Origin of the sequence: Arhodomonas sp. AD133, assembly GCF_051195215.1 — a bacterium.
Classification (GTDB): domain Bacteria; phylum Pseudomonadota; class Gammaproteobacteria; order Nitrococcales; family Nitrococcaceae; genus Arhodomonas.
Genome location: NZ_JBNAZM010000001.1, coordinates 164,215 through 183,297 on the forward strand (window position 1 = coordinate 164,215; position 19,083 = coordinate 183,297).

General features: G+C 65.9%; 15 protein-coding genes. 4 read left to right on the top strand and 11 right to left on the bottom strand.

Translation table 11 applies throughout. The features are described from left to right. Positions 1-11: 11 nt before the first annotated feature. The 3 genes from sthA to ACPEES_RS00660 are packed head-to-tail and all read left to right on the top strand — an operon-like array spanning position 12 to position 2,506. On the top strand, positions 12-1,409 hold the full coding sequence (gene sthA / locus ACPEES_RS00650) for a Si-specific NAD(P)(+) transhydrogenase (protein ID WP_435099769.1): 1,398 nt from the start codon (positions 12-14) through the stop codon (positions 1,407-1,409). A 36-nt stretch (positions 1,410-1,445) separates the two neighbouring features. Beyond that, positions 1,446-2,081 carry a DsbA family oxidoreductase gene (locus ACPEES_RS00655; RefSeq protein WP_435099772.1) on the top strand — a complete coding sequence of 212 codons (636 nt, stop codon included), beginning with the start codon at positions 1,446-1,448 and terminating at the stop codon, positions 2,079-2,081. Continuing rightward, positions 2,081-2,506 carry a thioesterase family protein gene (locus ACPEES_RS00660; protein WP_435099775.1) on the top strand — a complete coding sequence of 142 codons (426 nt, stop codon included), beginning with the start codon at positions 2,081-2,083 and terminating at the stop codon, positions 2,504-2,506. The genes ACPEES_RS00655 and ACPEES_RS00660 overlap by 1 nt, the downstream gene beginning before the upstream one ends. Positions 2,507-3,036: 530 nt before the next feature. Here the strand turns inward: ACPEES_RS00660 and ACPEES_RS00665 are convergent. The 6 genes from ACPEES_RS00665 to ACPEES_RS00690 all read right to left on the bottom strand — a co-directional run bounded on the left by ACPEES_RS00665 (position 3,037) and on the right by ACPEES_RS00690 (position 11,286). Further along, on the bottom strand, positions 3,037-3,606 hold the full coding sequence (locus ACPEES_RS00665) for a chalcone isomerase family protein (protein ID WP_435099778.1): 570 nt from the start codon (positions 3,604-3,606) through the stop codon (positions 3,037-3,039). Between the two features lie 68 nt (positions 3,607-3,674). Beyond that, entirely contained in the window at positions 3,675-4,871 is a 1,197-nt protein-coding gene (locus ACPEES_RS00670) for an acetyl-CoA C-acyltransferase (RefSeq protein WP_435099781.1), read from the bottom strand. A gap of 66 nt (positions 4,872-4,937) precedes the next feature. Beyond that, positions 4,938-7,304, bottom strand: a complete 2,367-nt coding sequence (locus tag ACPEES_RS00675) for a 3-hydroxyacyl-CoA dehydrogenase/enoyl-CoA hydratase family protein (protein WP_435099784.1) — start codon at positions 7,302-7,304, stop codon at positions 4,938-4,940. Between the two features lie 72 nt (positions 7,305-7,376). Then, positions 7,377-9,830: an acyl-CoA dehydrogenase gene (locus ACPEES_RS00680; RefSeq protein WP_435099792.1), complete on the bottom strand. Its 2,454-nt coding sequence runs from the start codon at positions 9,828-9,830 to the stop codon at positions 7,377-7,379. A gap of 76 nt (positions 9,831-9,906) precedes the next feature. Beyond that, positions 9,907-10,515, bottom strand: a complete 609-nt coding sequence (locus ACPEES_RS00685) for a TetR/AcrR family transcriptional regulator (protein WP_435099794.1) — start codon at positions 10,513-10,515, stop codon at positions 9,907-9,909. 174 nt (positions 10,516-10,689) lie between these two features. Beyond that, positions 10,690-11,286: a YceI family protein gene (locus tag ACPEES_RS00690; protein ID WP_435099796.1), complete on the bottom strand. Its 597-nt coding sequence runs from the start codon at positions 11,284-11,286 to the stop codon at positions 10,690-10,692. An 863-nt stretch (positions 11,287-12,149) separates the two neighbouring features. On the opposite strand from ACPEES_RS00690, the gene ppk1 reads away from it, so the two are divergent. Next, entirely contained in the window at positions 12,150-14,231 is a 2,082-nt protein-coding gene (ppk1, locus tag ACPEES_RS00695; RefSeq protein ID WP_435099798.1) for a polyphosphate kinase 1, read from the top strand. Between the two features lie 65 nt (positions 14,232-14,296). On the opposite strand, the gene ppx is transcribed toward ppk1, so the two are convergent. From ppx to ACPEES_RS00720, 5 genes are all read right to left on the bottom strand, one after another. Beyond that, positions 14,297-15,799: an exopolyphosphatase gene (gene ppx, locus ACPEES_RS00700; protein ID WP_435099800.1), complete on the bottom strand. Its 1,503-nt coding sequence runs from the start codon at positions 15,797-15,799 to the stop codon at positions 14,297-14,299. 13 nt (positions 15,800-15,812) lie between these two features. After that, positions 15,813-16,322 (bottom strand): SixA phosphatase family protein, encoded by a 510-nt coding sequence (locus tag ACPEES_RS00705; RefSeq protein WP_435099802.1) that lies wholly within the window; start codon positions 16,320-16,322, stop codon positions 15,813-15,815. 10 nt (positions 16,323-16,332) lie between these two features. Beyond that, positions 16,333-17,508 carry a vWA domain-containing protein gene (locus ACPEES_RS00710; RefSeq protein WP_435099804.1) on the bottom strand — a complete coding sequence of 392 codons (1,176 nt, stop codon included), beginning with the start codon at positions 17,506-17,508 and terminating at the stop codon, positions 16,333-16,335. A 72-nt stretch (positions 17,509-17,580) separates the two neighbouring features. Continuing rightward, entirely contained in the window at positions 17,581-18,429 is an 849-nt protein-coding gene (locus tag ACPEES_RS00715; RefSeq protein ID WP_435099806.1) for an AAA family ATPase, read from the bottom strand. A 201-nt stretch (positions 18,430-18,630) separates the two neighbouring features. Next, on the bottom strand, positions 18,631-19,053 hold the full coding sequence (locus ACPEES_RS00720) for a phasin family protein (RefSeq protein WP_435099808.1): 423 nt from the start codon (positions 19,051-19,053) through the stop codon (positions 18,631-18,633). Positions 19,054-19,083 lie beyond the last annotated feature (30 nt).

Here is a 19,083-nt window from a genome sequence, read left to right on the forward strand (position 1 = left end):
GGAAGGAATCAATGAACGGCAAGCACTTCCATACCATCGTCATCGGTAGCGGCCCTGGCGGAGAAGGGGCGGCGATGAAGCTCGCCAAGAGCGGAAAACGTGTCGCCGTGGTCGAACGCCACACCGAGGTGGGAGGCGGCTGCACGCACTGGGGAACGATCCCCTCGAAGGCGCTTCGGCACAATGTGCGGCGGATGATGGAGTTCAACGCCAGCCCCTTGTTTCGCGAGGTGAGCGAGCCCAGGCAGTTCTCCTTTCCCACGGTGCTGCGCACCGCCGAGCGCGTGATCGACCAGCAGGTGGGTCTGCGCACGAGCTTTTACACCCGTAACGACGTCCCGTTGATCCACGGCAAGGCGCGCTTCGCGGATGAGCACACGCTGGAGGTGGAAGGCCGTACCGGGCGGGTAACCCGCTACACGGCGGATCATTTCCTCCTCGCCAACGGTTCCCGCCCTTACAACCCGGCGGACGTGGACTTCAGCCACCCGCGCGTATTCGACAGTGATCAGATCCTCGGCCTCGACCATACCCCGAGAAGCATCGCCATCTACGGCGCCGGAGTCGTCGGCAGCGAGTACGCCTCCATCTTTCGCGGGCTCGGCGTGAAGGTGGACCTCATCAACACTCGGGAGCGCATGCTCGCCTTCCTCGACGACGAGATTACCGACGCCCTCTCCTACCATCTGCGGGAGCTGGGTGTTCTCATCCGTCACCGCGAGGAGTACGACCGCATCCTGCCGGCGGACGATCACGTCATCCTCGAGCTCGCTTCGGGCAAGCGCATCAAGAGCGATATCCTGCTTTGGGCCAATGGTCGCACCGGCAATACCGACGACATGGGCCTGGAAGGTATCGGCATCCAGCCCAACAGTCGCGGACAGGTGGAGGTCGACGACAACTTCCAGACCCAGCAGCCGCATATCTACGCGGTGGGCGATGTTATCGGTTACCCGAGCCTGGCCAGCGCGGCCTACGATCAGGGGCGCTACGCGGCCCATCACCTCATGCACGGCTATTGCGATTACCGCCTCGCCCACGACGTTCCCACGGGAATCTACACGATCCCGGAGATCAGCTCCGTGGGTAAGACCGAGCGCGAGCTCACCGAGGCCAAGGTGCCCTACGAAGTCGGTCATGCCTTCTTCAAGGACCTGGCACGCGCCCAGATCTCCGGGCAGACGGTGGGAATGCTCAAGATCCTCTTCCACGTGGAGACCCTGGAGATCCTGGGCATTCACTGTTTCGGCGACCAGGCCTCGGAGATCGTGCACATCGGCCAGGCGATCATGGCCCAGCCCGGTGAGGCCAATACGCTGATGTACTTCATCAACACCACGTTCAACTACCCGACCATGGCGGAGGCCTACCGCGTCGCCGCCCTGAATGGCTACAACCGGGTACACTGAGCGGCCTCCGAGTTCGGGACCGCCATGGAGCGAGGCATGAGCACAGAAGACGCGCGTATTCCGGTGGAATTCTATTTCGATTACATCTGCCCCTTCTGCTACGTGGGCAGCCACCGGCTGCGCCGGATCACGCAGCGCTACCCCGTCTCGGTGCAATATCGGTTCGTCGAGATCCATCCCGATAACCCGTCGCAAGGGCGCCCTGTGGAGGCGCTGGGCTATCCCGCGGCCCAGTGGGCGCAGATGACCGAGGCGGTAACGCAAATGGCCCGCGACGAGGGGCTGCCACTCGCCGAGCGACGCTTCACCACCAACTCCCGTCGCGCCCTGCTGCTGGCACGCACGGTCCTCCGCCAGCGCCCGGACGCCTTTCTCGGCCTGCACGATGCTCTCTTTCACGCCTACTTCGCAGAGCAACACAACATAGGCGACCCCGAGGTGTTGGTCGGGATCGCCCGCGGTCACGGTGTCGAAGAGTGCCTGACAGCCGCCTGGGAGCAGCAGGACGCGCTCGCAGGCCTGCTCGAGGACGTCGAGGCGGCGCAAGCGATTGGCCTCACCGGGGTACCCACACTGGTGGTCGGCGGCCGTGCCTTCCCGGGCGCGGTATCCACCGACACTCTGGAGGCCGCCCTCGAGCGTGAGGGTGTCACTCCATCGGAGGACGACTAATGGCCCGGGTCCACCTGGCGCTCCCCGAACGATTCGATTTCACGACGAGCATCGATGTGCGCCTCACCGACATGAACTACGGCGGCCACATGGGCAACGAGATGGTGCTCGCCTACGCGCACGAGGCCCGGGACCGTTTCTTCAGGAGTCTGGGCTACAGCGAGCTGGACGTGGAGGGCTGCTCGATCATCATGGCCGACGCCGTGGTGGTCTATCGCTCGGAAGTGTTCGCCGGCGACCGGCTGAACGTTCACATCGGCCTCACCGACTTCAATAAATACGGCTGCGACGTCGTCTACCGCTTCGACAGCGAGAACGCCGGCCGCGAGGCCGCTCGTGCGAAAACCGGTATCGTCTTCTACGATTACGAGGCCCGCCGCATCGCTCACGCGCCGGAGCGTTTTCTCGCTCGATTCGGGCAATGAGGAATTGCGGGCTCCGGGTTTCAAGTATCGAGTTTCAAGCCTCCCGCATTGCGGCGGCGCATTGCCGCGCAGGTAGCAGGGCAACAGCGCTTTAGGTCGGCGAGCGCACAGCGCTGGCCGACACACCGGATGCGGAGGTATCGGCTTCCGGGTGCGAAGGACGGAGCCAGTGCGGGGAGAGTCGGTTGCCAAGAGCAACCGACCTACGATTTGACCGGCAACGGCGTATCTACGGCGCCGGCGCGAGCCGGAAGCCAGGTAGGTAGGCTGCTCTTGGCAGCCGACATCTCTGCGACGGGTATGTCGGCCAGCGCTGCGCGCTCGCCGACCCGCGGCGACTGTTCAGCGATGTTCATGCACAGCGCAATTGACCGGCAACGGAATATCCACGAACCCCGCCCGCCAAAGAACTCAGACATCCGCCAAGCGCCGCAATCACGCAGACACTGTCTTCCCTTGTGACTCTTCGTGGAACTTCGTGTCCTTGCGTTAAAACTCTCCCTCTTCTTTCGACTTGATGCTTGCGACTTTCAGCTTCCCCCCAGCATGCCCGCCTTGAGGTCGTCGTCCGCCGGGTGGTCGCCAATGAAGATGCGCAGCCACGCCTCGGCGAAGTCCGCGCCCTCGACGGTACCTTTGATCTCGCCGTTTAGCTTCACCCGGGTACCGGTTGCGGGCAGGTATTCCACCGCGATCTCGTCGCCCGACTTCACCGTCTCGAACAGGCCGTTGAAACGCTCGATCTCGCCCGCGAACGCCTGGCGCTGCGCGTCGTCCAGATTGGCTTCGAAGCCCTCGTTCCAGGCGTCCACCAGCTTTTCGTGCTCGATCTCATCGTAGACGATGTGCAGCACTACCCGCTTGGGACCGTCCATGGCAATGGCCTGCTCGGCCTCGGTCACGCGTTCGGATAGGTACAGTCCGCCTACGTAGACGTCCACGAAGAACTTCTCCCGCAGACCGAGTCCGTTCAGCGTGAGCTCGCTGTCGGCCACGATGGCCTCGTCCGCAAGCGTCACACCGGCGAGCTCCGCGGCGGATGCCGACGCAGAGCAACCCAGCAACGCACCGGCTAGCAACATCCCGGTCATTCCGCGCATGGTTCTCCTCCTCATGGATGTCGTAACGGGTGGGCCTCGTTTGGCCCACCCTGGCTAGGCGGCACGCGTCAGGCGCGCTCGAAGATGCCCGCGGCCCCCATGCCGGTGCCCACGCACATGGTGACCATGCCGTAGTTCAGGTTGCGACGGCGCATGCCGTGAAGCAGCGTCGCGGTACGCACGGCGCCGGTAGCGCCCAGCGGGTGCCCCAGCGCAATGGCGCCCCCCAGCGGATTGACACGGGCCGGATCCAGCTCCAGCTCGCGCATCACTGCGAGACTCTGCGCCGCGAATGCCTCGTTGAGCTCGATCCACCCGAGCTGGTCCTGTTCGAGCCCTGCCTGCTCGAGGGCCTTGGGAATGGCGACCTTGGGGCCGATGCCCATGATCTCCGGCGGCACACCGGCCACGCTGTAACCGACGAAGCGAGCCAGCGGCTGTACGCCGAGTGCCTTGACCATGCGTTCGCTCATGACAACCACCGCACCGGCGCCGTCACTGGTCTGCGAGCTGTTGCCGGCGGTCACCGAGCCGCGGGCTGCGAATACCGGCCGCAGCTTGGCAAGGCCCTCGGCGCTGGAATCGGCGCGCGGGCCCTCGTCCGTGTCGGCAGTGCGCTCGCTCAGGCGCACGGCCGTCCCCTCGGCCTCCGGCAGGTGGCGGCGAACGGTCATGGGCAGGATTTCGTCCGCGAACTCCCCGCCGTCGATGGCCGCCAGCGCACGTTTGTGGCTCTCCAGGGCGAACGCGTCCTGGTCGTCCCGGGAGACCTGCCAACGCTCGGCGACCCGCTCGGCGGTAAGGCCCATGCCGTAGGCGATGCCCACGTTCTCGTCACGCGCGAAAACGGCAGGGTTGAACGAGGGCTTGTTCCCCATCCAGGGGATCGCGCTCATGCTCTCGGTGCCGCCGGCGACGATGCAGTCGGCCGCGCCGAGGCGAATGCGATCCGCCGCCTGGGCGATACTCTGCAGCCCCGAGGCGCAAAAGCGATTGACGGTCACGCCGGGGACGCTGTCGGGGAACCCGGCGAGCAGCGCGCCAATGCGTGCGACGTTGAGCCCCTGTGCGCCCTCGGGCATCGCACAGCCAACGACAACGTCCTCGACCTGCTCCGCCTCCAGGCCGGGCACTTGGGCGACGGCGCCGCGGAGCACGTGGGCGAGCAGGTCATCCGGGCGGGTGTGCCGGAATATGCCGCGCGGCGCCTTGCCCACCGGCGTGCGCGTGGCGGCGACGATGTAAGCATTCTGTATCTCTGCCATGTCTTCTCTCCTCGCAGCCCGCGGCGTCTCTCCGACGCCGCGGGTGCGTTCATGCTCGGAAGGCGCTCAGTTGCGAAGCGGCTTGCCGGTCTTGAGCATGTGAACGATGCGTTCGCCGGTGGCGCGGGTGCGCAGCAACGCCATGAACCCCTCCACCTCGAGGCGCAGGATCCAGTCCTCGTCCACGAGCGTCCCCGGGTCCACTTCACCGCCGCATAGCGCGACCGCCGAGCGGCTCGCCACCTCGTAGTCGTGCTCGGAAATGAAGCCGCCGTCGCGCATATTCACGAGCAGCCCCTTGAGGGTGGCGACACCGTCGCGCCCGGCAACCGGCACCCGGCGCTTCAGCGGCGGCCGGTACGCGGCGGCAACGAGCGCCCTCGCCTGCTCCGTGGCCACATGGAGGACCTCGTGCGTGTTCTGCACGATGGTGGCATTGCGCTCCAGGTAGCCGAGCTCCCGCGCCTGCTGCGCACTACGGCCGACCTCCGCCTTGGCGATGGCCTCGAAGCGTTGCTTGATCAACGTGAACGGATCACCGTCGACCGCGTCCCGGGCGGCACGCACGGCGAACTCCTTGCAACCGCCGCCGGCGGGTATCAGCCCGACGCCGGCTTCCACCAGGCCCACGTAGCTCTCCTGCGCGGCGACCACGTGATCGCAATGCATGAGGAACTCGCAACCGCCCCCGAGCGCCATGCCGCGCACGCCGGCAACCACCGGCACGCTCGAATCACGCATTCGGCCGGTGGCACGCTGGAAGAGCTCCACCATGAGCTGCAGGGTGTCGAAGTCCTGAGCTTCGAGTGCGTCGACCACCTGCTTGAGATTGGCCCCCACGGAGAAGGGCTCCCTGGGCTGCCAGAGGACCACCGCCTCGTAACGGCGCTCCGCGATGTCCATGGCCTCCAGAACCCCTTCCAGCACATCCTTGCCGACGGCGTGCTGCGGTGAGCGGAAACTCAGAATCCCGATGTCGTCGTCCAGGTGCCACAGGCGAACCGCATCCGTCTCAAAGGTGGTTTCGCCGGCCGGTGGCTGCGGCCCCCCCAGTACGGTCTCGGGGAAGCGCTGGCGACGGTAGACCGCGAGCCCCGACCGCGGCCGGTAGGTGGAATCGGTCGGTGCCCAGGAGCCTTCCGGGGTGTGCACGGCCTCCAGCGACTCCACCCATGCCGGCAGTGGCTCGGTGGCCATGGCTCTGCCTGCTTCGATGTCGGCGCGCATCGCCGCAGCGGTCTCCCGCCAACCGGCGGCCTGCCAGATCTCGAACGGGCCTTGTTGCCAGCCGAAGCCCCAGCGGATCGCGAAGTCCACGTCCCGGGCGTTGTCGGCGATCTCGCCGAGCAGATGCGCGGCATAGTGGAACGTATCGCGATGAATCGCCCACAGGAACTGGGCCTGGGGGTGATCCGATTCGCGCAGCGCCCGGAAGCGCGCGGCCGGGTCACGCTGCTCCAGGATCGTGCGCACGGCCTCGTCGGCTCGCTGCTCGGAGGGCCGGTACTCACCGCTGTCGGCGTCGAGCACCAGGATCTGCCTGCCTTCCTTGCGGTAGACACCCGCGCCGCTCTTCTGACCCAGAGCGCCGCCTTCGACCAGGCGGTTCATCCATTCGGGCAGGCGCAGGTAGCCGACCCAGGGGTCGTCCTGCAGGCGCGCCACGTTGCCCTCGACCACGTGCTTGAGCGTATCCAGTCCGACGACGTCCGCGGTGCGGAAGGTCGCGCTCTTGGGGCGGCCGATCGTCGGCCCGGTGAGCGCGTCGACCACGTCCAGCGGGATACCCAGGCGGTCGGCGTGGTGCATCGCCGCCATGATCGCGAACACGCCGATGCGGTTGCCGACGAAGTTCGGCGTGTCTTTGGCACGTACCACGCCTTTGCCGAGCGTGGTCGTGAGAAAGCCCTCGAGCTGATCCAGGACCCACCCTTCGGTCGAGGCGCAGGCGATCAGCTCCACGAGATGCATGTAGCGCGGCGGGTTGAAGAAGTGAATGCCGCAGAAGCGATGGCGCAGATTCTCCGGAAGCACCTCGGCGAGCGCGTTGACCGACAGCCCCGAGGTATTGGAGCCAACGATGGCTTCCGCCGGCAAGTAATCGGCGATGCGGGCGAACAGTGCCTTCTTGATGTCGAGGCGTTCGGCGACGGCCTCGATCACCAGATCGCAGTTGGCGAGCTCGCCGAGATGCTGGTCGTAGTTCGCGGGCCGGATCAGCTCGGCGTTGGCCTGGCTGGCGAGCGGCGCGGGCTGTAGTTTCTTCAGCCGCTCGATGGCCCGGCGTGCGTTGGCGTTGGGGTCATCGCCGTCGGCGGGCAGCTCGAAGAGCACTGCCTCGACCCCGGCGTTGACGAGCTGGGCGGCGATTTGTGCGCCCATGACGCCGGCGCCGAGGACCGCGGCACGGCGTACGTGAATGCTCTCGCTCATCCTCCACCTCTCCTGAATGGACTGCGTTGCACCGGGGGCGAAACGCCCCCGGACCGGGTTACGGGTAGCCGATCAGGCCACGTCGCGCCGACGGGCTTCCAGCTCGCTGCGCGGCGTGAGCTCGGCCTTGTCGAAGGCGTCGGTGACGATGGCGTCGTAACGTGCCTTCTCGTAGTCGGCGACGAGCTTGGCGTCCGCCTCGTCGATCACCCCGCCCGCGACGGCGTTGGCGAGCTGCTCGTCGAAGGTATACCCATCGACCTCGCCGCGGCTGACCGCCTTCTGGAAGACACCGTAGGGTTTCTCCGCCTTCATCAGCAGCTCGAAGGTGGCCTCCATTCGCCCGATCGCATCGTCCGCGCTCGCGCCGAGGTAAGTGTGCGCGGTGACGCGATCGCGCACGCCGCCCGGGGCCATCATGCGCTCGGCGATGCGGCTGCCGAGCCGGTCCTCCGGCGCCTTGTAGGGGCGTCCCAGCGGGAAGACCACGATCCGCAGTCCGCGCGCGATCGCCCGATTCGGGAAATTGTCGAAGAACTCGTCGAAGGCGCGGTATATCTCCGCCAGCGCGTGCTCCAGCGCCCACCGCACGTGATCCAGCTCGTCCGCGTCGCGGCCGCCGTCCGCATGGAACTTGAGCACTGCCGAGGCGAGGTAGAGCTGGCTCAGCACATCGCCGAGACGGGCCGAGAGACGCTCACGGCGCTTGAGATCGCCACCAAGCACGCCCATGGCCACGTCGGAGACGAACGCGAGGGCGGTGCTCATGCGCGTGAGCTGGCGGTAGTAGCGCGCCAGTGGTCCCGCGACGGGGGAACCGGCGAGACGGGCGCCGGTGAGCCCCAGGGTCAACGCACGGGTACCACGGTTGATGGAATAACCCACGTGCCGGACGAGCAGGCGGTCGAAGGCGTCGAGATCCTTGTTCTGCGCCGCTTCCATCTCGGCGAGCACATAGGGATGGCAGCGGATCGCCCCCTGGCCGAAGATCATGAGATTGCGGGTGAGGATGTTCGCGCCTTCGACAGTGATGGCCACGGGCATGGCCTGATACGCGTAGCCCAGGTAGTTGCGCGGTCCGTAGATGATCCCGCGCCCGGCGTGAATATCCATGGCATCGTTGACCATCACGCGCATGCGCTCGGTCATGTGGTACTTGGCAATCGCCGAGACCACCGAGGGCTTGATGCCCATGTCGCCGGCGCTTGCGGTGAGCCGGCGCGCCGCCTCGAGGGTGTAGGTGCCGCCGGCGATACGGGCCATACCCTCCTGCACACCCTCGAATTTGCCGATGGGCAGCTTGAACTGGCGGCGGATGCGCGCATAGGCGCCAGTGGTGCGATAGCTCACCTTGCTCGCCGCGGTCGCCAGCGCCGGCAACGAGATGGCGCGGCCGACGGACAGGCACTCCACCAGCATGCGCCAGCCCTTGCCGGCCATCGGCTGTCCGCCGATGATCCACTCCAGCGGAATGAAGACATCCTCGCCTTCTAGCGGGCCGTTCATGAACGCGAGCCCCATGGGGAAATGGCGCTTGCCGATCTTCACGCCCGGGTGATCGGCGGGAATCAGAGCGCAGGTGATGCCAATGTCCTGCTCGCCGCCGAGAACGCGATCCGGATCATGGAGCTTGAACGCCAGACCCAGGACCGTGGCCACCGGTGCGAGGGTGATGTAACGCTTGCTGAAGTTGACCCGGATGCCCAGGACCTCTTCGCCGTTGTGCTCGCCACGGCAGACCACACCGTAGTCGGGCATGCCGCCGGCATCGGAGCCGACGTCGGGCCCGGTGAGCGCGAAACAGGGGATCTCACGGCCGTCGGCGAGGCGCGGCAGCCAGTAGTCCTTCTGCGCGTCCGTGCCGTATTTCATCAGCAGCTCGCCGGGGCCGAGGGAATTGGGCACCATCACGGTCACGGCAGCCGAGAGGCTCTTGCTGGAAATCTTCGAGACCACCGTGGACTGCGCCAGCGACGAGAACTCGCGACCGCCGTACGCCTTGGGAATGATCAGGCTGAAGAAGCGTTCGTTTTTGAGGTAATCCCAGGCTTTTTGCGGCAGGTCGTGCTCGCGCCGGACGATGTCGTCCTCGTCGAGCATGGCGCAGAGCGTCTCCACCTGATTATCGATGAACTCGCGCTCCTCGTCGGAGAGCTCGGTCACCTTCATCTCGTGGAGCTTGCGCCAGTCCGGGCGGCCACGGAACAGGTCGGTCTCCCACCAGGTATCGCCCGCCTCCAGCGCCTCGCGTTCGGTGTCGCTCATGCTCGGCAACACCTTGCGGAAGACACGAAACAGCCCACCGGTTACCAGGCGTTGACGCAGGCGCGGCAGGTTCACGATCGCAGCTACCGGGATGCCGATGACCGCGGCGATGACGAGACCGCTCGAGCCCATGCCGCCAGTGGCGAAAAGACCGAGCAGATAGACGGCGACCATGGCCGTCCAGACGACGAGGGATACCCCTCGATAGGCCAGCGCCCAGACAGCGGCGATGGCGATGAGGGTCGCAACGAGCCCGTACATAGCACTCCTCCCCAGAGGACCGATAGTGTCGCCAGGGTGAATGCGCCGGCGACCCCAGGCGGGCGCGAAGACCGGTTCAGTCGTCCGACTCGCGGCGTACCAGCGCGCGGTCGTACCCCGGTATCAACGCCTCGCCGATGAAGTGCATGTACTCGTGGAACCGTTCCCCGGACGGGATCGTCTCCGGGGCGTCACGCCGCAGCTGCAGCGTGCCGAGGAACATGGAGTATGCCATTGCCGCCCGTTCCGAGGCCTCCTGCGCATCGAGCCCCATATCCGCGTAACAATCCCGCAGGAATTGCATGCGGTGCTCCATGACCCGCCGCACCACCGCCGCGGCCACCTGATTCTCGGTGGCATTCGCGAGCGTTAGGTACAGCCGGCCGGCGCGCTGGCTACCGTCCGCTTCCCTGAACAGACGTGCCAGACGCTTGCGCGGGTCGGTCTCCTGGGCGGCCCGGGCCAGCACTTCATCGGTCTCCCGACGCTCCCAGAGATCCAGAGCGGCCACGAGCAGCGTACGCCGATTGGCGAAATGCCAATAGAAACTCCCTTTGGTCACGCCGAGCCTCCGTGCGAGCGGCTCCACGGCCAGGCCCTTCATCCCGGTCTCGGCGATGGCGTCGAGCGCGGCCTGCGCCCAGTCTTCGGCGGTGAGTGACTGCTTGGCGGTACTGCTGTTCATGTGGCGAACTCTAGACCATACGCTGCCGTATGGCAACGGTCACTGAACATACCCCATACGCTGGCGTATGGCAAGCACACGCCCATCCCCGATCGACACGGACCGGATGCGAAAAAAAGCCCGGCGCCGTAGTGGCCACCGGGCTCTGACCAGGTGCGTGTCGGCGATACGACGCTAGTTCTGGGCGACCTTCTCGGAGTCGCGGGCAACCCCCTCGGCCTGGATACGGATGTCCACGGTATCGCCGATCGCCGGGAGACCGTAATCCATGCCGAACGTCGAGCGCTCGATCTCGGCGACTGCGTTGAACCCGCAGACGTGCTCGCCATTCATCGGGTGCTCGCCGCAGTTGATCTTGTTCACCTTCAGCGTCACCGGGCGGGTCTTGCCGAGCATAGTTAGCTCGCCCTCAATGGTGGCCTCGTCCTCGCCCTCGAACGTCACCTCGGTGGACTCATAGGTGATTTCGGGGTGCTGCTGGACAGCGAAGAAGTCGTCGGAGCGCAGGTGTTCGTCGCGCTTCTCGTGCCCGGTATCGATGGAGTCCGCGCTGATGGTCACGCTGACACTCGAGTTGCCACCGTCGCGGTCCAGAACGAACGAGCCGGATGTCTGGTCGAATTGCCCCCCCATCACCGAAAAGCCGAGATGGCTGACTTCGAAGTACGGGTAGGTGTGGGAGGAATCGATCTCGTAGGTCTGGGCGGCCGTGGCCACCATCGGGGCGGTCGCGAGCGCGAACGCGCCCCAGCGCAGCATGCGTGTGCTCATACCATCTCCTTGTCGCTTAATTCCGTCATATGCCAAACGGGTTACCAATCTACTCACAGGTGCGCAGTACGTCACCCGCCCCCAACGGGAGGAGACCTCCAGGACATACGCACCAGCCAGCGCGCCTGCCCGGCCCGCTCGCAAGTACCGGGCAGTCACGGTGTTTGCGACAACATCACCGCTGAAGGGTTTCGTAGCGGGCTGCGTCAATCCTGGGAATCGGATGGAGGGCGCACGACCCGCCGTCGGGTTCGAAACTTGACCTTGACGTCCCGACCCGCGCCATCCGTGTGTTTCGTGGTGGTGTCGCCGGCCGGGGGCTCGGGTGCCTGCGGTGGCGTCTCCACAGGCTCGCGGGGTGGCGAGTCGGCCTGCTGCTCGGTAGACGAGCGGCGACGGCGGACCCTGGGTGGCCAACGGCGAAACTTCTTGTCTTTGTCTACGGTGTGCATCGTCCGCTCCCTTGCCATAGGCGGGGCTGGTCTTCTGCGGTGGCTAATCGGCCCGAAAGGCGTTGCGACGCGTCAGCCCCTTCCTGCGCCGAAGGGACAAGGCGCGCGCCTCTCGCCTCCGAAGCGCTCCAGCACTCTGACGCATGGGGGTGACCTCCGAGCTGGTTGGGTGATGAGGGTGGTTTGCTACGGTTTCAAGATACAGTGAAGACCCCAAGGACCTCTGACGCCACTACGAGCTATTGCACGCTCTCACAGGCAACGCATGACACCCCTCTAGCCGCTGGTCGGAACCTGGCCGGACGGCGAGCCCGGCAACGCCAGCGACGCCTTGCGGTCACACGGCAGTAACGCGCATTGGTTACAGTGACGTTACGCTTTTGTGAACGGCACGAGGGAGCACGCGCCATAATGGATACCCCGGACCTACGCAGCCCGGAGCTCTACCTCAACCGGCAGTTGAGCATGCTCGAATTCAACCGCCGGGTGCTCGAACAGGCCCGCGACCAGGCAACCCCGCTGCTCGAGCGGCTGAAGTTCCTGTGCATTGCCAGCAGCAACCTGGACGAGTTCTTCGAGATCCGTGTCGCGGGCCTGAAGCAGGCACTGGAGATGGGAGCGACCCAGGCCGGCCCCGATAACCGAACGCCCCAGGAAGTGCTGCGCGAGATCGGTCTGCGCGCCCACGAGATCGTCACAGAGCAGTACCGGGTGCTCAACGACGTGCTGGTCCCGGAGCTTGCCACCCACGATATCCGCTTCCTGCGCCGCTCCGAGTGGGGGGCAGAGCAACGCGACTGGGTCCGCGACTACTTCTATTCCTCGCTGCTGCCGGTGCTGAGCCCACTGGGCCTCGACCCGGCGCATCCGTTTCCACAGGTGCTCAACAAGAGCCTGAACTTCATCGTCTCGCTCGAGGGCAAGGACGCCTTCGGGCGCAACAGCGGCCTGGCGGTCGTCCAGGCGCCCCGCGCCCTGCCCCGCATCATCCACCTGCCGCCGGAGCTCGAGGGCAGCGGGCCGTGGGATTTCGTCTTTCTCTCTTCCATCATCCACGCGCACGTCAACGATCTGTTTCCGGGCATGAACGCACGCGGCTGCTACCAGTTCCGCGTAACACGCAACAGCGATCTGTACGTGGACGAGGAAGAGGTGGACGACCTCCTGCGGGCCATGGAGGGCGAGCTGCCGTCGCGACGCTACGGCGATGCGGTGCGCCTCGAGGTCGCGGCTAACTGCCCGGAGCACATGTCCGACTTCTTGCTCGAGGAGTTCGAGCTCGGCCGCGACGACCTGTACCAGGTCAACGGGCCGGTCAACCTCAACCGCCTGCTCGCGGTGTTCGACCTTGTCGACCGCCCGGATTTCAAGTACGCCGCCTTCACCCCGGGGCTGCCGGCGCAGTTCGCCCATGCCAGCGACCTGTTCAAGGTGCTGCGCGACCGTGACGTGCTCCTTCACCACCCCTACGAATCATTCGCACCGGTGGTGGAGTTCCTGCGCCAGGCTGCCGCCGATCCCGAGGTGCTCGCCATCAAGCAGACCCTCTACCGCACCGGGCCGGATTCCGTGCTCGTCGATCACCTGGTGGTCGCGGCGCGCGCCGGCAAGGAGGTCACCGTGGTCGTGGAGCTGCGCGCGCGCTTCGACGAAGAAGCCAACATCAAACTCGCCAACCGGCTTCAGGAAGCCGGCGCGCATGTCGTCTATGGCGTCGTCGGACACAAGACGCACGCGAAGATGATCCTGGTGGTGCGTCGCGAAGGCCGGCGGCTGAGCCACTACGTGCACCTGGGCACGGGCAACTACCATTCCCGCACGGCCCGGCTGTACACGGACTACGGCCTGCTCACGGCCGACCGCCAGATCGGCGAGGACGTTCATCGCATATTTCTGCAGCTCACCAGCCTGGGCAAGGTTTCGGCGCTGTCGAAGCTGCTGGAGTCGCCTTTCACGCTCCACGAGGGCATGGTCGCCAAGATCGAGCGCGAGGCGGAACATGCACGTGCCGGGCATGAGGCACGCATCATCGTGAAGGTGAACTCGCTGGTGGAGCCGCGAGTGATTCAGGCCCTCTACGCCGCTGGCATGGCGGGTGTCTCCATTGACCTCATCGTGCGCGGCATGTGCTCACTGCGGCCGGGCCTGCCCGGTATCTCGGAGAACATCCGGGTCCGCTCGGTGATCGGTCGCTTCCTCGAACACACGCGGGTGTTCTATTTCGCCAACGCGGGCGCTGCGGAGCTTTACTGCAGCAGTGCCGACTGGATGGAACGCAACTTCTTCCGCCGGGTCGAGGCATGCTTCCCGATCACCGACACGGAGCTGCGCACCCGCGTGCTCGACGACCTCCAGTGCTACCTGGACGACAATTGCCAGGCCTGGGAGCTGCAGTCCGACGGCAGCTACCAGCGGCTCACACCTGCGCCGGACACGCCGGCTTACGCCGCGCAGATCGAGCTTCTGCGCCGACGCTCGGAAACGGGATACTAGTGTCCCGGACACCAGCGCATGATCGCTCGGCGGGTCGCTCGCTACGCGGCTCGCCGGCGGAGCGCTCACCCGAATCGCAGGGTGAAACCCGCCGCCGCGAGGTAGTCGGCCTCGGCACGCAGATCCGCCTCGGCAAGCGGGTGGGCCCCGAGCCAGCCCGGTGGGAACGTGAGCGCCAGGCAGTCGTCATCGACGGCCACGTGGATGTCCGGAAGCCCCGCCGGACTCCGTCCGCGATGCAGCACCACCGCCAGTCGCAACAGCACGGCAAGGCGGCGCGCACGCGCGGCACGATCATCGCCGATTTCCCGGAACGGTGACGCCGCGAACTTGCGCCGGTGCACGCGCACAAGCGCCGCCAGCTCCCGCTGCTCTTCGCGGGAGAAACCGGGCAGATCGCTGTAGCTGACGATGTAGGCTCCATGCTTGTGATACTGGCTGTGAGAGATATCCAGGCCCACCTCATGGGCCCGCGCCGCCCAGCGCAGTACCTGCTCTGCAGTCTCGTCCACAAGCGCCCAGGAGCGCGCCACCCGGCTCAGAAGAGCGACGGCGGTCGCCTCGACACGGCGTGCATGCGATACGTCCACATGATAGCGGGCTGCCAGCGCCTCGATGGCCGCGCTGCGCACGTCCTGGTGGCGGATGCGTCCGACGAGATCGTAGAGAGCGCCTTCCCGCAGCGCCCCGTCAGCGGCCTCCATGCGCTCGATACCAAGCGCCTCGAACGCCCCGGCGAGGACCGCGACGCCCCCCGGCAGCACCTGGGCGCGCCGCGCGCTCACGCCCTTGAAGTCGATGGCCTCGAGAGACCCGGCCTTGCGCACCGCCCGAACCAGACGCTCCAACCCATCGGGGGTAATCGTTCCGTCCGTCCAGCCCTGCTCGCGCAGCGCCGTTGCGATGGCCCGTATCGTCCCGGAGGCGCCCACGGCCCGATCCCAGCCGCGGGCGATGAAGTGCCCCTGCACCGGCTCGAGCTCCATGAGCGCGGCCATGCGGGCCCGTTTCAGCGCTGCGGCGGTGATGCGCCCATCCGGAAAGTACCGCTGCGTGAAGCTTACGCAGCCCATGTGCAGGCTCTCCAGATAGGTAGGCGTGAGTCGCTCTCCGAGTACGAACTCCGTGCTGCCGCCACCGATATCCACCACCAGACGCCGCTCGCGCACTTCGGCGAGGCTGTGAGCGACGCCGAGGTAGATAAGCCGCGCCTCCTCGTAGCCGGATACCACCTCGATCTCGTGGCCGATGGCGCGCTCCGCTTCAGCGACGAATCCCCGGGCATCCCGGGCCTGGCGTAGCGTGTTCGTGCCGATCACGCGAACCGACTCCGGCGGCAACGCCCGCAGGCGCTGCCCGAACCGGGCCAGGCACGCAAGCGCCCGCTCACGGGCATCCGTGGACAACCGGCGGGCGTCGTCGAGACCTGCGGCCAGGCGTACCGGCTCGCGCAGGCGATCGAGCACCTGAAGCTGGCCGTTGGAAACCCGGGCGGCGACCAGGTGGAAGCTGTTCGACCCGAGATCGACCGCTGCCACCTCGTCGGACGGCTGCTCCGTGGTGCTCATGTGCGCAGGTCCTCTATGTGCCGAGCCGCCGGCTGAGTCGTGGCGGCAAAAACCATTCGAGCTCGCCGCCGCCGGCACACGGCTCCCCGGCGAATCGCAGCAGGGCGGCGCCGGCTTTCTTCAACGGCATGGGTGGCGCACCAGGGCCCGCTACAGCCTCGCCGAGCCACTCGCCCAGCCCCGGCTCGTGCCCGACGACGCACATGGTTCCCCGGCTCTCGCCGGCCGCCAGGTACGCGAACAGTGCATCGGTTCGCACGCCGGGAGTCAGCGCTCGGGTCTCGTCGAGCACCGCCTTCGGGCAGGCATCGGCCAGCAACCGGGCGGTCTCCGTCGCACGCGTCAGCGGGCTGTGGGCGATGCCCACGATATCGTCCTCCACCGTGGCAATACCGGCGGCGGTGGCGCGCATGCGCCGGATACCTCGATCGGTCAGCGCTCGCCGCTCGTCCGGAATGCCGCCCCGGGCGGCCTCGTCGCGATCTTCGGCGATGGCGTGGCGTAACACGATGACGCGTCGCATACCGTTCGTCCTATCGGTTCAGTGCCGTCATGGCGGCCTCGAGACCGTCCGGCGTCAGCGGATACATGCGATCGCCCAGCAGTTCCCGGATCATGCCGATGGACGGCGTCCAGTTCCAGCGGTCCTCCGGCTCGGGGTTGAGCCAGACGAGCCGGGGGAAGGTGGAGCGCAGCCGTTGCAGCCACACCTCCCCCGACTCCTCGTTCCAGTGCTCCACGCTCGCGCCCGGGAACTTGATCTCGTAGGGGCTCATGCTCGCATCGCCCACCACGATGACCCGATAGTCCGGGTCGAAGGTGTGCAGGATATCCCAAGTCGGTACGACACTCGCCTGGCGGCGTGTCGCGTCCTGCCACACGCCTTCGTACAGGCAGTTGTGGAAATAGAAGTACTCCAGATGCTTGAACTCCGTGCGGGCGGCCGAGAACAACGCTTCACAGATAGGCACGTGATCGTCCATGGAGCCGCCGACGTCGAAGAACACCAGCAACCGCGCCGCGTTGTGGCGCTCGGGCACCATGCGCAGATCGAGCTGTCCGCCGCGTTGCGCGGTGGAATGAATAGTGCTTTCGAGATCGAGCTCCTCGCCCGCCCCCTCGCGCGCGAACCGCCGCAGCCGTCGCAACGCCACCTGTAGATTGCGCACGTCCAGGGCGCGATCGCCGTCGAGGTTACGAAACCGCCGCTGGTCCCAGACCTTGACGGCTCGCCGGTGGCGCGATCGATCCTGGCCAATACGCACCCCTTCCGGGTTGTAGCCGTAAGCCCCGAACGGCGACCGCCCCGCCGTACCAATCCACTTGCTGCCACCCTGGTGGCGCTCGGTCTGCTCGGCCAGACGCTCGCGCAACGTGCGCATGAGCGCCTCCCAGCCCAGCCCTTGCAGCCTGGCCCGTTCCTCATCGCCCAGGTGGAGCTCCGCCTGTTTACGCAGCCACTCTTCGGGCAGCTCTTCAGACAGAACCTGGGAAATATCTTCCAGGCCATTGAACCAGCGCGAGAACACCTGATCGAACCGGTCGAAGCGTGTCTCATCCTTCACCAGGGCGGTGCGTGCCAGAACGTAGAATTCGTCGACGCTGCCCAGCGTGACACGGGCATTCAGTGCTTCCAGCAGCGACAGGAATTCGGTCACGCTCACCCGTATGCCCGCCGCCCGCAACGCCTCGAGGAACCCTATGAGCATGGCGCCCCCTGATGTCCGGACCACGTGGACTGCGCGGTTCGCACGCAACTCGGCAGGATGGCCATAAGCGATTCAGCCCTGCTGCCGTCGCCGTGCCATGAACATCAGCCGCTCGAACAGCCGCGTGTCCTGCTCGTTCTTGAGCAACGCACCGAACAGGGGCGGCAACGTCTTCTCGCGGTTGCTCTCGCGCAGCACCTCGGGGTCGACGTCCTCCGCCAGCAGGAGCTTCAGCCAGTCGAGCAGCTCCGAGGTGGACGGCTTCTTGCGAATACCCGGCATCTCGCGCAGTCCGAAGAACACTTCGAGCGCCTCGCGCACGAGCGTGCTTTTGATATCCGGGAAGTGAACATCGATGATGCGTTCCATGGTTTCCCGATCCGGGAAGCTGATGTAGTGGAAGAAGCAGCGTCGAAGGAACGCATCAGGCAACTCTTTCTCGTTGTTGCTCGTGATGATCATCACCGGACGGTGATGTGCGCGCACGGTCTGCTGGGTTTCGTGGACGTGGAACTCCATGCGGTCGAGCTCGCGCAGGAGATCGTTCGGGAACTCGATGTCCGCCTTGTCGATCTCGTCGATCAGCAGCACCGGCGGTGTCTGCGATTCGAATGCGCGCCACACCGGCCCTGGAACGATGTAGTTGCCGATATCGTGCACGCGTTCGTCACCGAGCTGGGAGTCACGCAGGCGCGAGACGGCGTCGTATTCGTAGAGCCCCTGCTGCGCCTTCGACGTGGATTTGACGTGCCACTCGAAGTAAGGCATTCCGAGTGCCTGCGCCACCTCCTCGGCGAGCAGGGTCTTGCCGGTGCCCGGCTCCCCCTTGATGAGCAGTGGCCGCTGCAACGTGGCCGCAGCGTTGACGGCCATTGTCAGGTCATCGGTAGCGACGTATCGATCAGTGCCCTGAAATCGCATGAGAACCCACTCTCCTTTACCGGACGCTGCGAAGCCTACCGAAAGGCGGTGGGTCGTGTCGTGGGCAGTGGCGCAGAATGGACACGGTGAGCGCGCATCGCCGCGGGGCCGTGGCTCCACCTCCAATTCTATTGCGTAACCTAAAAAAGGCCGCGCAAGCTACTGCTTACGCGGCCTTTTTGAATTCTTTCAGCCGACGGATCAGCTAGCCGCCTTGCGCGTGGACGACTGCGAAGCGGGCTGCGCCGATTTCGCGGTCGCCTCGGCAGCCTTGCCGGCCTTCTGAGTGACCTCGGAGACGTTCTCTTCGAACAGCTCGCGAACCTCGTTACCGAACTCTTCCTGGATGCGGACGAACGCCTTGGCGTCATCCTGCAAGCGCTCGGTCACGTCGCGGACGACGGCCTGCTGTCCCTGCACGTACTCCTGAAAGCCCTTGACGTCCTTCACGGAGAGTCCTTCACGCAGGTTCTTCAAGCCCAGATCCGCGTACGTACGGGCCGCGTCGAACTGCTGCTGTGCCAGCTTTTCCATGCTATCGAGCACCACGCTCTGGAAACGGCGTGCCGGTTTGGCGAACCGTTCCATGGACACGTTGGCGCTGTTGAACAGCTCATCATACATAGCGTATAGCCTCCTTTGACGCAGTTCGGT

Excerpts from the sequence above, each read along its gene's own strand:
- sthA (WP_435099769.1), top strand. The coding sequence starts at position 12 with ATGAACGGCAAGCACTTCCATACCATCGTCATCGGTAGCGGCCCTGGC.
- ACPEES_RS00655 (WP_435099772.1), top strand. The coding sequence starts at position 1,446 with ATGAGCACAGAAGACGCGCGTATTCCGGTGGAATTCTATTTCGATTAC.
- ACPEES_RS00660 (WP_435099775.1), top strand. The coding sequence starts at position 2,081 with ATGGCCCGGGTCCACCTGGCGCTCCCCGAACGATTCGATTTCACGACG.
- ACPEES_RS00665 (WP_435099778.1), bottom strand. The coding sequence starts at position 3,606 with ATGCGCGGAATGACCGGGATGTTGCTAGCCGGTGCGTTGCTGGGTTGC.
- ACPEES_RS00670 (WP_435099781.1), bottom strand. The coding sequence starts at position 4,871 with ATGGCAGAGATACAGAATGCTTACATCGTCGCCGCCACGCGCACGCCG.
- ACPEES_RS00675 (WP_435099784.1), bottom strand. The coding sequence starts at position 7,304 with ATGAGCGAGAGCATTCACGTACGCCGTGCCGCGGTCCTCGGCGCCGGC.
- ACPEES_RS00680 (WP_435099792.1), bottom strand. The coding sequence starts at position 9,830 with ATGTACGGGCTCGTTGCGACCCTCATCGCCATCGCCGCTGTCTGGGCG.
- ACPEES_RS00685 (WP_435099794.1), bottom strand. The coding sequence starts at position 10,515 with ATGAACAGCAGTACCGCCAAGCAGTCACTCACCGCCGAAGACTGGGCG.
- ACPEES_RS00690 (WP_435099796.1), bottom strand. The coding sequence starts at position 11,286 with ATGAGCACACGCATGCTGCGCTGGGGCGCGTTCGCGCTCGCGACCGCC.
- ppk1 (WP_435099798.1), top strand. The coding sequence starts at position 12,150 with ATGGATACCCCGGACCTACGCAGCCCGGAGCTCTACCTCAACCGGCAG.
- ppx (WP_435099800.1), bottom strand. The coding sequence starts at position 15,799 with ATGAGCACCACGGAGCAGCCGTCCGACGAGGTGGCAGCGGTCGATCTC.
- ACPEES_RS00705 (WP_435099802.1), bottom strand. The coding sequence starts at position 16,322 with ATGCGACGCGTCATCGTGTTACGCCACGCCATCGCCGAAGATCGCGAC.
- ACPEES_RS00710 (WP_435099804.1), bottom strand. The coding sequence starts at position 17,508 with ATGCTCATAGGGTTCCTCGAGGCGTTGCGGGCGGCGGGCATACGGGTG.
- ACPEES_RS00715 (WP_435099806.1), bottom strand. The coding sequence starts at position 18,429 with ATGCGATTTCAGGGCACTGATCGATACGTCGCTACCGATGACCTGACA.
- ACPEES_RS00720 (WP_435099808.1), bottom strand. The coding sequence starts at position 19,053 with ATGTATGATGAGCTGTTCAACAGCGCCAACGTGTCCATGGAACGGTTC.